This window comes from Demequina sp., from assembly GCF_016278775.1.
Classification (GTDB): domain Bacteria; phylum Actinomycetota; class Actinomycetes; order Actinomycetales; family Demequinaceae; genus Demequina.
Genome location: NZ_JADQBF010000013.1, coordinates 71,929 through 86,255 on the forward strand (window position 1 = coordinate 71,929; position 14,327 = coordinate 86,255).

Consider the following 14,327-nt stretch of genomic DNA (forward strand, 5'->3'; position numbering starts at 1 on the left):
CTGTGGACGGGCCTGCACGCTGGCGCCGCAACCTCTTGCGAAGGGGACGCGCCCTCCATCATCCCGCAAAGGGCCTACCGTTGTGTCATGCCTTCGTCTTCCTTGCCGGACACTGCGCCCGATTCTGGCCCCACTTTCTCCGACCTCGGACTCGACTCCGGCGTGCTCAAGTCCCTCAAGGACGTCGGCTACGAGACTCCATCAGCCATTCAGGCCGCCACCATTCCGCCCCTCCTGGCGGGTCGGGACGTCATCGGGCTCGCCCAAACAGGCACCGGCAAGACTGCTGCGTTTGCGCTTCCAATTCTGTCGCGACTCGACCACGCCCAGAAGAACCCCCAAGCCCTTGTGCTGGCGCCCACCCGCGAGCTTGCGCTTCAGGTGTGCGAGGCCTTCGAGAGGTACGCGTCGCACACCAAGGGCGTGCACGTGCTGCCCGTCTATGGCGGCCAGGGATACGGCACCCAGTTGTCGGCCCTGCGGCGCGGCGTCCACGTGGTGGTCGGCACGCCCGGTCGGATCATGGACCACCTTGAAAAGGGAACTCTCGACCTCTCAGAGCTCAAGTACCTGGTGCTCGACGAGGCCGACGAGATGCTCAAGATGGGCTTCGCTGAGGACGTGGAGACCATCCTCGCGCAAACTCCCAAGACCAAGCAGGTGGCGCTGTTTTCCGCGACGATGCCTGCCCAGATCCGCCGCCTGTCCGCGAAGTACCTCAACGATCCTGAAGAGATCACGGTCAAAGAGAAGACGACGACGTCGATCAACCTCACCCAGCGGTACTTGGTGGTGTCATATCCACAGAAGGTCGATGCCCTGACCCGCATCCTCGAGGTCGAGAACTTCGAGGCGATGATCGTGTTCACACGCACCAAGAACGAGACGGAGACGCTCGCGGAGAAGCTGCGGGCGCGCGGCTACGCGGCCGCCGCCATCAGCGGCGACGTGGTGCAGGCCCAGCGGGAGCGCACCATCAAGCAACTGCGCGACGGCAAGCTCGACATCCTGGTGGCCACCGATGTGGCGGCGCGCGGGCTTGATGTCGACCGCATTAGCCACGTGTTCAACTTTGACATCCCGATTGACACCGAGTCCTACATCCACCGCGTGGGGCGCACGGGGCGCGCCGGACGTACAGGGGATGCGATCAGTTTCGTCACTCCGCGCGAACGCCGCCTGCTCACCTCTATTGAGCGCGCCACTCGCCAGCCGCTGACGCAAATGCACCTTCCCAGCGTGGACGACGTCAACGCCACACGCCTCACCCGATTCGACGACCGCATCACAGAGGCGCTCGGGCAGGTGGATCGCATTCAGGCCTTCCGCGACATCGTGGGCCACTATGTCGAGCATCACGACGTTCCAGAGGCGGACGTTGCGGCCGCGCTGGCAGTGGTCGCCCAAGGCGACACGCCCTTGCTTCTGGACCCCGCCCATGAGGTGCGATCTCCGCACTTCGCTCCTGAGAGGGACCAGTCCACGCACTCCCGATCTCACGACGCGCCCAAGGGCGAGCGCTTCCGCCGAGAGGCCTCCGGCCCGATGGCGACCTACCGCATCGCCGTAGGCAAGCGACACAAGGTCGAGCCGCGTCAAATTGTGGGTGCCATCGCCAACGAAGGTGGGCTGAGTCGCGGCGACTTTGGGGCGATCAAGATCCACCCAGACTTCTCTCTGGTGGAACTCCCTGCGCAACTTCCTCAAGAGACGCTGCGCAAACTCTCGGGCACGCGCATCAGCGGCAAGCTCATCGAGATTCGGCCGGATCAAGGGCCGATGCAGGGCCGCAGCGCAAAGCCAGCGCGCAAGCCACGCCGGTCGTAGCCTCGATCCTTGTCGACTCGTCGAACGCGCGCCTGAGTCAGGCGGCTTCCGTGGCGGCGACGGGCGCGGACTGGTCATCCGCGTGCCTGGTGACTGCCCACCCGCCAAGGGCGAAGAGCACGCCAGGCACACACAGCACCAGGCCAAGCCACGTGGGCGCCACGTAGCCGAGCCCCGCCGAGATCACTGCACCGCCGAGCGCAGCGCCCAAAGAGTTGCCGATGTTGAGAGCGGAGTGGTTGACGGCTGCGGCAAGCGTCTGACTGTCGCCAGCGACATCCATGAGCCGCGTCTGAATGGCGGGCGCGAGAGCCTGAGCTGATCCGCCAACGAGGAATACCCCGATCAGCAGGCCAGCTACGGTGTGCGCCGTGAGCCCCAGGATCGTGAGCGACACCGCCAGCGCGGCAAAGAGCAAGAAGATCGCACGAACGGCCCCGCGGTCGGCGAGCCGCCCACCGCCCAAGATGCCGATCGTGGTGCCGACGCCCAAGACCATGAGCACTATGGGCACAAAGCCGCTCGACGTGCCTGCCACCTCTGTTGATAGTGGCGCCACGTAGCTGTAGACAGCGAAGAACCCTCCAAAACCCAGGGAGCCCGTCAGGAGCGCGAACCACACAGCCGGGCGTCGGAACGCGCCCAGTTCCCGACGAATGGTGGCCTGGGGATCGCCCCCCGTGCGCGGCACGAAGGCCGCGATGGCCAGCGTGGTGAGTCCGAACAACCCCGCCACCACCACGTAAGCCCAGCGCCAGCCTGCGTGTTGGCCAAGGAAGGTGATGGCGGGCACCCCCACCACACTCGCGATGGTGAGCCCGACCAGCACGGAGGCCACGGCCTGGCCGCGCTTCTCAGGTCCCATCAGGCGCGCGGCGACGAGTGCAGCCACGCCGAAGAACGCGCCGTGGCCGAGGCCAGACACAAAGCGCGCGGTGACCACCAGTTCGAACGTCGGCGCCACTGCCGAGGCAATCGAACCCACGGTGAAGCCGAGAGCCAACCCAATGAGGAGAGTCCGGCGGGGGAAGCGCGCGGACGCTGCGGCGATGGTGGGCGCGCCGACGACGACGCCAATCGCGTAGGCGGTGATGAGCCAGCCCGCCCTCGCGATAGCCGCAGGGGAGTCTGTCGCGTACAGGTCTGGGAGGAGATCGCTCGCGATTTCTGGCAAGAGTCCCATCGCGATGAATTCGGTGGCACCAATCGAGAAGCCACCTAGGGCGAGGGCAAGAATCGCAAGGCGCGCGCGGCGCGGTGTGAGTTCAGTCATGGTTCGCAGATCCTTGGTCCGTCCAGGCGCGGTCGCCTCCAACGCCTCCCACTAGTGACCGCCAGAGACGATCAGCACGACCCCGACCGCGATAGCGGCCACCACCGCTCCAAAACTGCCCACTGCGATGACGATGTGCGCGGACTGCCTGCGCCCGGCGTCGTCGCGGGATCCCGGACCTGCCAACGCGCGCACTCCCACGGCGAACAATGCAGGAAGCCCGGCACCGACGATGAGCCCCACCACGACGACGTTCAGCAACGCACCTACGTTGATGTACTCAGACATGCCCGGTTACCTCTCTTGAACCTGGGTGGGTTGCGCGGAGTCGAGCAACGCTGGATCGTGCTGAGTCAACGACTCAGCGATTCGCGACTCGGCGGCACCTTCCCAGTCATCATTCACGTTCAGATGGTTGACCGGCTTCAACTTCGACCACGCCACGATCGCGCCGGACACGACAATCAGCAATGCGAGCACCGCGTACGGGCTCGCGACTTGGCTCAACCCGTAGCACACCGCGCCCACAAAGGCGGCGGCCGGTACGGTCACGAGCCACGCAAGGAACATGCGCCCCGCCACGGACCAACGCACGGAGGCGCCCTGCATTCCCACTCCCGACCCGAGAATCGAGCCGGTGGCCACGTGGGTAGTGGACAGGGAGAAGCCGAAGTGGCTCGAAAGGAGAATGACTGCGGCGGACGACGTCTCAGCGGCCATTCCTTGCCGCGGCTCCAACTCGACCAGACCCTTGCCGAGCGTGCGAATGACACGCCACCCGCCGGTGTAGGTGCCGAGCGCCATGGCCAAAGCACAACTCACGATCACCCACAGCGGAACCGAGGAGTCCTGGGGAACTGTCCCTGACGCGATGAGCGCCAACAGAATGATGCCCATCGACTTCTGCGCGTCATTGGTGCCGTGCGCGAGTGACACGAGCGACGCGGAGCCAATCTGTCCCCATCTGAACATGCGGTCGTTGTCTGCTTGCGCGACATCCTTGGTGGTGCGGACTACCAACCAGGTGGCGGCCGCGCCAACGCCAATGGCCAACACTGGCGCGAGTAGCGCTGGGATCATCACCTTCGCGATGAGTCCCGTCCACAACACTCCGGAGGAGCCGATGGCGGCGATCACGGCGCCCACCACCCCGCCCACGAGCGCGTGCGAGGAACTCGAGGGTATCCCGAGCACCCACGTCACCAGGTTCCAGACGATGCCGCCGACCAAGCCAGCCAAAACGACATCCAGGGTGACGACACCAGAGTCGACGATTCCCTTGGCGATGGTGGCGGCAACGCTCAACGACAGGAAGGCCCCCACCATGTTGAGGCAAGCGGAGAGCAGGACGGCTGTGCGCGGCTTGAGAGCCCGGGTTGCGATGGAGGTTGCCATGGCATTGCCCGTGTCGTGGAAGCCGTTGGTGAAGTCAAAAGCCAATGCGGTCGCCACCACGGCGACAAGCAGGACCGGTTCGGGCACGACTCCCATTGTCGTCCCATCGTCACCCGTGGAGGACCCCGCTAAGGTCCCGGACCCCGCGCGGTGGCAGACCTTCAGCCATCGATACGGCACAATGAGGACCAAGGTCCCTACGGACCGATGGTTTTGGGGCAGATTCACAGTCCGCGGTCGTCTCACAGTCGATGCGCCTGGCGCCTCCTTCGGCCAGCTCGCGCCGTCACTGAGGCAGCCTCGGCCAAGGACAACGACGTCCACACTCTCCATGGAGGAGCACATGTTACGGACACTGAGGGTTCGGGCCGCGGCACTCGCTATTGCGGCGGTGTTGCCACTCGCTGCGTGTTCCCCTGGCCCGGCGGGTGACGCCGGACCCGAGGGGCCCGTCGGCGAGCAGGGCGCCCAAGGCCCGCAGGGCGAGCAGGGGCCCGAGGGCGAACAGGGTGAACAGGGCCTTCAGGGGCCCGCTGGCCCTGCCGGGCAACGCGGCGCTGACGGTTCTCGAGGAGCCACCGGCCCCGCTGGAGCGACCGGCGCAACCGGGCCAGCAGGGCCCGCTGGAGTCGCAGGTCCGCCGGGCGCCCAAGGCGATCCAGGAGCGAGCGACTCAGCCCTGTTCTTTGCCCTCATGCCCCCGGACAATGCTGCCACCGTCGCCCCCGGCACAGACGTTGACTTCCCCCAAGACGGCCCGTCAACGAGCAGCGTGACCACGCGATCCTCCGCTAGCGCTTTCGTGTTGGCGACGCCCGGCGTATACCGCGTGACCTTCAGCGTTTCGGTCGACGAGCCTGGCCAACTCATCCTCACGCTCGACGGAACGGACCTCACCCATACGGTTGCTGGGCGTGCCACGGGGACGAGTCTGCTCGGCATGACCACGCTGGTGGAGACCACCTCCGCCAACCAGGTACTCACGGTGCGCAACCCGACGGGAAACTCCACCGCGCTGACAGTCACCCCGATCGCTGGCGGGACACGGCCCGTAGCTGCAACGTTGCTCATCGAACTGGTGGAGGCAAGCTAGTCTCGACTCCATGACGTCGCTCGTGCTCAACCTGTGGATTTGCGGCGGCGTCACCGTCGCCTGCTGGCTCGCCTCGGTCATTGTCCGCGAGTACTCGTGGGTGGATCGTCTGTGGTCCATCGTTCCCGTGGTGTACGTCTGGGTGTTCGCGGCGCGCGCCGACTCCCTGCGCGCCGTCATGGTGGCGGTGCTGGTGACCGCGTGGGGCGCACGACTGACGTTCAACTTTGCCCGACGGGGAGGCTACGCGCCAGGCGGCGAGGACTATCGCTGGGGCATCATTCGATCGCGCATCCCCGGATGGGCGTACGCGCTGTTCAACCTCGTCTTCATCGCGATCTATCAAAACGCGCTCCTGCTCGCCATCACCCTGCCCGTGTGGACCGTCTCGCAGAACGACGCGCCGCTCGGCGCGTACGACGTCGTGGCGGCGGGTCTCTTCGTGGCCTTCCTTGTGGGCGAGACGGTGGCCGATCAGCAGCGGTGGAACTTCTACCGCCGGAACCCCGACGGCGGCGTGTTGCGAACCGGGCTGTTCCGCTACTCTCGCCACCCCAACTACTTCTTCGAGATTGCCCAATGGTGGGTGGTTTTCGCGTTCGCCGTCATTGCGACCGGCACTCCCCTGCTGTGGACCGGTGTTGGCGCGGTGCTGCTCACGCTGCTGTTCCTTGGCTCGACGGCATTCACGGAGTGGATCTCAAAGTCGCGGCATCCGGACTTTGAGGACTACCGACGCGCCACGTCGATGCTCATTCCGTGGCGGCCGCGTCCGGTCCTGCTCGAGGCGTCTGGCAAGGGCGCCTAGTCGTAGATCACGTCCTCGCCTCTGCGCCTCAACTCATCGAGGCCGTCTCGCATGGCCCGCAGTTGCACCGCAGAGTGCCCCGTCCAGTCCACGAGTTCGCCGATGACCCGCACCGGATCCTTGGTCCGGTACGACAACGTGGGATTGCCTGGAAACCGCTTGTCGGTCACGTTCGGGTCGTCCTCGAGCTGACCCTGCGGTTCCACCATGTAGATGCGGCCTCTCCCCTCTCCCGCAGCAAGTTCGGCGCCCCACGTCGCGGCGTCGAGGGTCCGGGTCACGTAGATGTGGTTCGCGATGCGTCCCTCCTCAAAGTTCGAGGCATGCCCAGGCACCAGCGTGTCACCCACGGCAAGATCGGCCTTCGTACCGTGCAGATAGGCGCCGGACTCGTGTTCCTCGAACGGAACGGGAACCTTGCTCATGAACACATCCTCTCGCGCCGCTACCCCAATTGCATCGGCACCGTGAGGTCGTCGTCAGGCAACTCGTCGGCCGTGGCAGTGACGTCCAGCGTCTGGAGGTCCGCCTGACCCTCCACCGTGGTCAAGAACGCCGTGTCTGCGGCATCCCTGCCGGTGGCGATCCTCAGCATCGTGGCGCGCGGTGCCAGTGTGGTGGGGTCAACCACCCACCACAGCCCGTCAATGTACGCCTCGCACACCGCGTGGAAGTCCATGGGTACCAGCCCGGGGGCGTACACCGACACGAGGCGCGCGGGCACTCCTCGGGCGCGCAAGAGCGCGACGCAGAGGTGTGCGTAGTCCCTGCAGACGCCCTGCCGGGCGAGGAACGTCTGTGACGCGCCGTCAGTCGGCTCGCTGGATCCCGGCACATATGCGAGATGGGTACCCACCCACGAGCTGATTCCGGTCAGCAGGCCCATGGCTTCGAGCCCCTCAAACTCGGCGAAGGCCGTGGCGGCAAGCTCGTCTGACTCCGCGTAGCGGCTTGGTCTCAAGTAGCGGACCTCGTGGCGCGGACTCGCAGGCACCGGAGCACCGCGGCCCTCGACCGTAGCCTCATACGCGACGTCGAGCTTTCCCACACCCACGGTGACACGGTGCAGACGCGTGCCATGGGAGTCGTCGATCTCGTCGGCGAACACTGGCTCGCCGTCGAGCATGATCGAGAGCGTCTCGGACACGTCAGCACCGGTACGCGCCACAGCGATGGCGAACACGAGATCGCTCGGAACAGGGACATCCAGGCTCATGGAGGCGGTGACATGACGGCGCATGGCCTCATCGTGTCATGGCTACGCCGCATGGCACCCACCACCATCCCCCTCGCGCTCGCGAGGGGTACTCACATCAGCGTCGTGCCGCTACTTCTTCGCGTTAAGCACCGCCTTGGCCGCGGCGAAGCGCGCGATCGGGACGCGGAACGGAGAGCAAGAGACGTAGTCCAGGCCAGCACCGTGGAAGAACTCAATCGAGTCCGGGTCGCCGCCGTGCTCACCACAGACGCCCGTCTTGAGCCCCTTCTTGGCACTGCGCCCGCGCTCCACGCCGATCTCGACCAGCTTGCCAACACCGTCCACGTCGATCGACTCGAACGGGTTGCGTTCGAGCACTCGATCCATGACGTAATGGGTGAGGAAGCCGTTTTCGGCGTCGTCACGGGAGATGCCGATGGCCATCTGCGTGAGGTCGTTGGTGCCGAAGGAGAAGAAGTCGGCGTGCTCGGCGATCTTGTCGGCAATGAGGGCGGCACGTGGGATCTCGATCATGGTCCCGATCGTGTACTCCAACTCGGCGCCAGCGGCGGCGAGCTCCTCCTTGACTGCCTTGTCGACGATGCCGCGCTGCACTTCGAGTTCCTTGCTGAGCGCCACCAACGGAATCATGATCTCGACGCCGACCGTCTCACCTTCACGCTCCTTGACGGCGAGGGCTGCACGAATGATCGCCCGGGTCTGCATCTCAGGAATCTCTGGATACAGCATGGCCAGACGACAGCCTCTGGTGCCGAGCATGGGGTTCTGCTCGTGCAGCCGCTTGACCTGCGAGAGGATCTCGCGGGCCTTAGCCAGCTCGGTCTCGTCGCCATGCTGCAGCTCGAGGCGTTGCACCAGTAGTGCCTGCTCCACAAGGTTCGGCAAGAACTCGTGAAGTGGTGGGTCGAGCAACCGGACGGTGACGGGCAGGCCCTTCATCGCGGTGAAGACACCCTCGAAGTCCGCCTGCTGCATGGGCAGGATCTCCTCGAGCGCGTCGGCCCTGGCGTCCGCGGATTCCGCGAGGATCATCCTCCGCACGGCCGGCAACCGGTCTTGCGCCATGAACATGTGCTCCGTCCGGCACAGGCCGATCCCCTCGGCGCCCAACTCACGTGCCTTGGTGGCGTCCTCGAAGTTGTCCGCGTTGGCGCGCACCCCGAGGGTGCGCACCTCATCAGCCCACTTCACCACACGCTCGAAGTCCTCGTTGATTTGCGGCGGGATCAGCGCCAACGCCTCGCCGTACACCTCGCCGGCCGTTCCGTCGAGCGTGATGACGTCCCCTTCGCGCAAGACTCGCTCGCCGATGGTGAGCATCTTGCCCGCCACGTCAATCTTGATGCCGGCGGCGCCAGCGACGCAGGGTTTGCCCATGCCGCGTGCGACGACGGCCGCGTGCGACGTCATGCCGCCGTGAGCCGTCAGAATGCCCTGGGCCACGATCACGCCGTGGATGTCGTCAGGCGTGGTCTCGTAGCGCACCAGCACCACTGCCTCGCCTTTGCCACCCCGCTCGGCAGCGGTGTCGGCGTCGAACACGATCTCGCCGACGGCTGCTCCAGGAGAGGCTGGCAGGCCCTTTGCGATGGGCTTGCGCCCGTGCGTGGGGTCGATCGCCGGGTGCAATAGTTGGTCGAGTTGAGCGGGCTCGATGCGCATCAAGGCAGTCTCTTGGTCGATGACGCCTTCGTCCACGAGGTCGGAGGCGACCTTCAACGCCGCTGCTGCGGTGCGCTTGCCGTTGCGGGTCTGCAGCAAGAAGAGCTTCCCATTCTCGATGGTGAACTCCATGTCCTGCATGTCGCGGTAGTGCTGCTCCATCTTGTGCATGGTCTCGATGAGTTGGTCGTATGCCTCCGGCAGGACGTCCTTCATCTCCTCCAGCGAGCGCGGAGTACGGATACCGGCGACCACGTCCTCGCCTTGGGCGTTGACCAGGAACTCGCCGTAAAGGGCCTTCTCACCGGTCGAGGGGTTGCGGGTGAAGCAGACACCGGTGGCGGAGGTGTCACCCCGGTTTCCGAACACCATCTGCATCACGTTCACCGCAGTGCCGAGCTCGGCAGGGATGTTGTTGGCGCGGCGGTAGACATCGGCGCGGGGGTTGCCCCACGACTTGAAGACGGCGTTCACGGCGCGGTGCAGCTGCTCGTGCGGGTCAGTAGTCCAATCACCGCCAAGGTGCTCGCTCGAGATCTCCTTGAAGGTCGCGACGAGCTCCTTGAGGTCGTCTGCGGACAAGTCGGTGTCGTTCTCTACACCACGATCGGACTTGAGACCGGAGAGGGCATCCTCATACGCGTGCCCTGGCACTCCCTCGACAACCTCTCCATACATCTGGATGAACCGGCGGTAGCAGTCCCACGCAAAGCGCTCGTTGCCTGACTCTTCTGCGACTGCAACTACCGACTCGTCGGAGATACCCAAGTTCAAGATGGTGTCCATCATGCCTGGCATGGAGTGGACTGCGCCGGAGCGAACGGAGACGAGCAGGGGGTTTTCACGCCCGCCGAGCTTCTTGCCTGTGCGCTCCTCGAGACGCTCCAGCGCCGCGTCTATCTGGTCACCGAGGCCTTCCGGCCATTCGCCTGACCGCTTCATGGTCTCGACGCACGCCGTGGTCGTCACGGTGAATGCATCAGGCACAGGGACCCCAACTCGGGCCATCTCTGCAACGCCAGCGCCCTTGCCTCCCAGCAAGTTCCGCATCGAGGCGTCGCCCTCGGAGAGATCGTAGATGTAGTGCTTCTCGGTCATATTCGCCTTCAATCTCGCGCAAATGCGACTACACGGGACCTCGTTGTCCCGTCTGTGCCCACCCTAGCGTTGGCGAGTTGGTAACGACTGGGACCAGTAGCCCAAGTGCGCCGCGGCCCCTACCGTTTGCAGACCACTCCAGGCAACAGCCGTAAGGTCTCGCCATAGCGTTCGCCCCGCTTGACTACCAGATCCAGAATTCGCGACGCCAGTTCCTCGAGCGCCACGCCGGTCGTGTCCACCACCGGACAACCCAGCTTGCGCTGGGTCGCAGTCACCTCATCGAGCTCGTCGTAGATCTTCGCCAGGTCTGCGTAGCCGTCCCTCGTTCCGAAGCCGCCCATACCGCGCACTCGCTGGTTGCGAATCACCTGCAGTTGCTCGGCCTTCATCGTCAGGCCCACGATGCGCCAGCGATCGACGGTGAATAACTCCTCCGGTGGCGCGATGCCCGGCACGAGCGGCACGTTGGCGGTCTTGTACCCGAGGTAGCCGAGGTACATCGATAACGGCGTCTTTCCCGACCGCGAGGCGCCGACCAACACCATGTCGGCTTCGCGCAGCGCCCCCGGCGCGGAGCCGTCATCGTTGCGCACTGCAAAGTCGATCGCAGAGACGCGGGTGAAGTAGTCCGTCTCCACGCCGACGGGACGGCGAGCCACAGCGTCTGCCTCGTCTCCCGTGGCGTGCTCGAGCGCCTCGATCGTGTTGGTCATCAGGTCCGCGTACGGGATGCCGAGGTCGCGGCAGACGTCTTCGACGATGGTCACCATTTGCTGGTCGACGAGTGTGTACAGCACCGCGGTGGGGTGGCCTGGACGATCCTTGAGTGTCTCCAGTGCCTTGTAGACGTGCTCATGCGTGTCCATGCGGCGGTGTCGCACAAAACTGAACTCGCGTCCAGGGAACTGGGTGATGGCGGCGCGCGCGATCCTGGTCGCCGACTCGCCCGTGGAATCGGCGAAGATGTGGATCTCCAGCGGCTCTGCTGCCATGCCCCCAATGTAGACCCGCCTCGTCCGACCCCACTGACCCCAAGTACCCAGACGCGGACGGCGAACGCCACAGGACAGCGCCGTACTGTGCTCAGCGGACCGTGCCACAATGAATCGCGCTCGCCAGAAGAAACGGCGACGCGCGCCAACACGAGGAGTAGACGTGAAGACGCGAGCCTTCGGCACCACCGGTATCGAAGTCAGCGAGATCGGGCTTGGGTCATGGCAGTTGGGTCGGTCCGCTCACTGGCCGGAAGGTCCCGACAGGGACGAGGCCGTCCGCCTTGTTCACGCCGCGCTTGATGCGGGAGTCACGTTCATCGACACTGCCCCTGGATACGCCGATGGTCGCAGCGAGCTGAACATCGGTTCGGCCCTTCGCGACGGGCGCCGCGACAACGTCGTGATCTGCACCAAATTCGGGCACCGTGCAGACGGCACCACCGACTGGGACGCGGCGAGTATTGAAAGCTCGATCCTGCGAAGCGCGGAACGCATGGGCACGGACCACCTCGACATCGTGGTGTTGCACAGCCCTCCGCCAGAGGTTCTCGACGGCACTCGCAGCGAGCACTACGAGGTGCTCGAGCGGCTCAAACTCAAGGGCCTCATCCGGGCATACGGGGCGTCGGTCGACTGGGGCACCGACGTCGACACCGTTCTGCGCACGAGCAAGAGCCAGGCCCTCGAGGTGCGCATGTCCGCACTGTTCCAAGAGACGTGGCCCTCCCTCGAACGCGCCCACGACCACGGCGTCGGCACGATCATCAAGGTTCCGCTGGAGTCCGGCTGGCTGTCGGGCCGCTACGCCGCCGACACGGTCTTCGCCGGCGTGCGGTCGCGGTGGTCGCGCGCCGACATCGCCGTGCGTGCCAGCCTCGTTGACGAGTTCCGCTCCCTGCTGCCAGCTGGCGTCTCCGTGCCGCACGGAGCCCTGCGCTTCCTCTTGGCGCACACCGGGGTCTCGACCGTGATCCCCGGCGCCCGGACCATCGAATTGCTGAGCAACTCCATTGCCGCGGCAGCGGAGCCGTTGCCGGTGGCTACGGTCGCCACGATCCGTGACTTCTACGCACGTCGGTTGGCCCAGGCCCCACTGGATTGGTGAGCGGTTACTCGGCCACCAGAGGCCGGGCAGCCCTAGCATGGCGTCATGCCGTCGCTTCGTGTGATCCGAGCGCTGGCGCTGTCCTGTCACCTCCTCCCCACGGCGGCCGTCACGGCCGTCAGTGCCGCGCTGGCCGCGCTCGCCGGCCTCCCCATCGGTCAAGGTGCGCTGGTGGTGGCCACGGTCTTCACCGGCCAATTGTCGATTGGGTGGTCCAACGACTACCTCGACGCCGATCGTGACCGGGCAGTACAGCGGCCGGACAAACCCATCGTGACCGGCGCTGTACAACGCCGCAGCGTTGGAATTGCCGCCGGCGTCGCGCTACTCACCACCAGCGCACTGTCGGTGGCGCTCGGCTGGCCAGGCGGCGCTGTCGCTCTCGCGACCGTGCTAGCCGCCTGGACCTACAACCTGCGACTCAAGGCGACCCCGTGGTCCTGGCTGCCGTACGCCGTCGCGTTCGGTTTGGCCCCGGCTATCGTGACGCTGTCGGCCTCGCCTGCACACTGGCCAGCGGTGTGGGTGCTGGCCGCGTTTGCTCTTCTTGGCGTGGCTGCCCACCTGGCCAACGTCTTGCCCGACCTGAGCGATGACATTGCGCACGGCATCCGTGGACTGCCACATCGAATCGGCGCGAGGCCCACCGCGCTGATCACGGCCGCCATCTTGCTGGCCGCGTCGGCGGTGATCCTGTTCGGCCCGCCGGGGCAACTGGGGCCATGGAGCTGGGCCGGTTTCGTAGCGGCACTGCTCGTCGCTGGCGCCGCCACCGGATTCGCCTACAGAGACCCTTCCTCGCGGAGGTTCTTCTTGGCGATCATCCTGATCGCGGCGATCGACCTGGTCTCCTTTGGCCTCTCGGGCATCCGCCTCTGATGCACACAGAGACAGTGCCGGACCAAGCACAGTCGGAACCGGATGCGACCGTGTGCAATGCGCCTCACTCGCACCGAGTGGCATGGCCATTGCGTAGCCGGGCATCATGGCACTATGACGCGACGCGGGCCCGCTCACCAAGTCAAGCCGTTCCCTGCGGTGCGCCGCCTGGTAGCCGACGTGGGTTGGATGTCGCGCCGCAAGAACAGCGTTCGTGGCCTACTCGAGATTGACGTCACCGTACCGCGGCAGTTCATGCGAGCGCACAAGGAGTCAACTGGCGAATCGCTCTCTTTCACGTCCTATCTTGCCTACTGCACGGGGCATGCCGTCGCGGCCAACAAGTACCTGCACGCCTACCGCGATTGGCGGGGCCGCCTGATCCTGTTTGACGATGTGGACATCACCACCATGATCGAGGTGCGACAGGACGGCAAGGAGTATCCCGTCGGCCACATCATTCGTGCCGCCAACACGAAGACGTTCCGCCAAATCCACGACGAGATACGAACGGTCCAAGCGCGGGCCGCGGTGAGCGACGACGTCAAGAGGCTGAACGTTCTCCTGACGCTGCCTGGTTTCGTGCGCCGGTCGTTCTTCTTGCTCATGAGCCGTCAACCCCGCATGGTCAAGAAGGTCCAGGGCACCGTGGTCCTGAGCGCCGTGGGCATGTTCGGTAGCGGCGGAGGCTGGGGGCTGGCCCTCCCCAGCCACACGCTCGGAATCACCGTCGGCGGCATCACGGAGAAACCAGGTGTGCACCGCGGCGAGATTGCGATCCGTGAATACCTGAACGTCACCCTCGATTTCGACCACGACATCGTGGACGGTGCGCCAGCATCCCGCTTCGCTCAGCGGTTCCGTGATCTGGTCGAGGGAGGGAGCGGGCTGCAATCCGTCTGACGCAGAGCAGCAACGGCGGGGCGAGCACCTCGACCCCGCTCACTTGGCGCAAGACGGCTCGAGCTAG

Annotated in this window: 13 protein-coding genes; 6 read left to right on the forward strand and 7 right to left on the reverse strand. The window is 65.5% G+C overall.

Annotated elements, in window-relative coordinates:
- Positions 1–87: 87 nt before the first annotated feature.
- Entirely contained in the window at positions 88–1,827 is a 1,740-nt protein-coding gene (locus QZZ33_RS02400; RefSeq protein ID WP_291377879.1) for a DEAD/DEAH box helicase, read from the forward strand.
- A gap of 37 nt (positions 1,828–1,864) precedes the next feature.
- Here QZZ33_RS02400 and QZZ33_RS02405 read toward each other — a convergent pair whose 3' ends face one another.
- The 3 genes from QZZ33_RS02405 to QZZ33_RS02415 are packed head-to-tail and all read right to left on the reverse strand — an operon-like array spanning position 1,865 to position 4,591.
- Entirely contained in the window at positions 1,865–3,100 is a 1,236-nt protein-coding gene (locus tag QZZ33_RS02405) for an MFS transporter (protein WP_291377880.1), read from the reverse strand.
- A 51-nt stretch (positions 3,101–3,151) separates the two neighbouring features.
- Positions 3,152–3,388 carry a hypothetical protein gene (locus QZZ33_RS02410; protein ID WP_291377881.1) on the reverse strand — a complete coding sequence of 79 codons (237 nt, stop codon included), beginning with the start codon at positions 3,386–3,388 and terminating at the stop codon, positions 3,152–3,154.
- Between the two features lie 6 nt (positions 3,389–3,394).
- A complete protein-coding gene (locus QZZ33_RS02415) occupies positions 3,395–4,591 on the reverse strand; it encodes an inorganic phosphate transporter (protein ID WP_291377882.1) in 1,197 nt (398 codons plus the stop codon).
- 247 nt (positions 4,592–4,838) lie between these two features.
- On the opposite strand from QZZ33_RS02415, the gene QZZ33_RS02420 reads away from it, so the two are divergent.
- Positions 4,839–5,588, forward strand: coding sequence for a hypothetical protein (locus QZZ33_RS02420; RefSeq protein WP_291377883.1), 750 nt, complete (start codon positions 4,839–4,841; stop codon positions 5,586–5,588).
- Between the two features lie 10 nt (positions 5,589–5,598).
- Positions 5,599–6,396 carry a DUF1295 domain-containing protein gene (locus tag QZZ33_RS02425; protein ID WP_291377884.1) on the forward strand — a complete coding sequence of 266 codons (798 nt, stop codon included), beginning with the start codon at positions 5,599–5,601 and terminating at the stop codon, positions 6,394–6,396.
- Here the strand turns inward: QZZ33_RS02425 and arr are convergent.
- From arr to QZZ33_RS02445, 4 genes are all read right to left on the reverse strand, one after another.
- Positions 6,393–6,821, reverse strand: coding sequence for an NAD(+)--rifampin ADP-ribosyltransferase (arr, locus tag QZZ33_RS02430; protein WP_291377885.1), 429 nt, complete (start codon positions 6,819–6,821; stop codon positions 6,393–6,395). The two genes, QZZ33_RS02425 and arr, sit on opposite strands and share 4 nt — an antisense overlap.
- Before the next feature lie 20 nt (positions 6,822–6,841).
- Positions 6,842–7,636, reverse strand: coding sequence for a transglutaminase family protein (locus QZZ33_RS02435; RefSeq protein WP_291377886.1), 795 nt, complete (start codon positions 7,634–7,636; stop codon positions 6,842–6,844).
- 87 nt (positions 7,637–7,723) lie between these two features.
- Positions 7,724–10,375, reverse strand: a complete 2,652-nt coding sequence (gene ppdK, locus QZZ33_RS02440) for a pyruvate, phosphate dikinase (RefSeq protein WP_291377887.1) — start codon at positions 10,373–10,375, stop codon at positions 7,724–7,726.
- A gap of 119 nt (positions 10,376–10,494) precedes the next feature.
- Positions 10,495–11,370, reverse strand: a complete 876-nt coding sequence (locus QZZ33_RS02445; RefSeq protein WP_291377888.1) for a pyruvate, water dikinase regulatory protein — start codon at positions 11,368–11,370, stop codon at positions 10,495–10,497.
- A gap of 163 nt (positions 11,371–11,533) precedes the next feature.
- Between QZZ33_RS02445 and QZZ33_RS02450 the strand changes: the two genes are divergently transcribed.
- The 3 genes from QZZ33_RS02450 to QZZ33_RS02460 all read left to right on the forward strand — a co-directional run bounded on the left by QZZ33_RS02450 (position 11,534) and on the right by QZZ33_RS02460 (position 14,260).
- Positions 11,534–12,478 (forward strand): aldo/keto reductase, encoded by a 945-nt coding sequence (locus QZZ33_RS02450; RefSeq protein ID WP_291377889.1) that lies wholly within the window; start codon positions 11,534–11,536, stop codon positions 12,476–12,478.
- A 45-nt stretch (positions 12,479–12,523) separates the two neighbouring features.
- Positions 12,524–13,357 (forward strand): UbiA family prenyltransferase, encoded by an 834-nt coding sequence (locus tag QZZ33_RS02455; protein WP_291377890.1) that lies wholly within the window; start codon positions 12,524–12,526, stop codon positions 13,355–13,357.
- A 114-nt stretch (positions 13,358–13,471) separates the two neighbouring features.
- Positions 13,472–14,260 carry a 2-oxo acid dehydrogenase subunit E2 gene (locus QZZ33_RS02460; protein ID WP_291377891.1) on the forward strand — a complete coding sequence of 263 codons (789 nt, stop codon included), beginning with the start codon at positions 13,472–13,474 and terminating at the stop codon, positions 14,258–14,260.
- Positions 14,261–14,327: the final 67 nt, after the last annotated feature.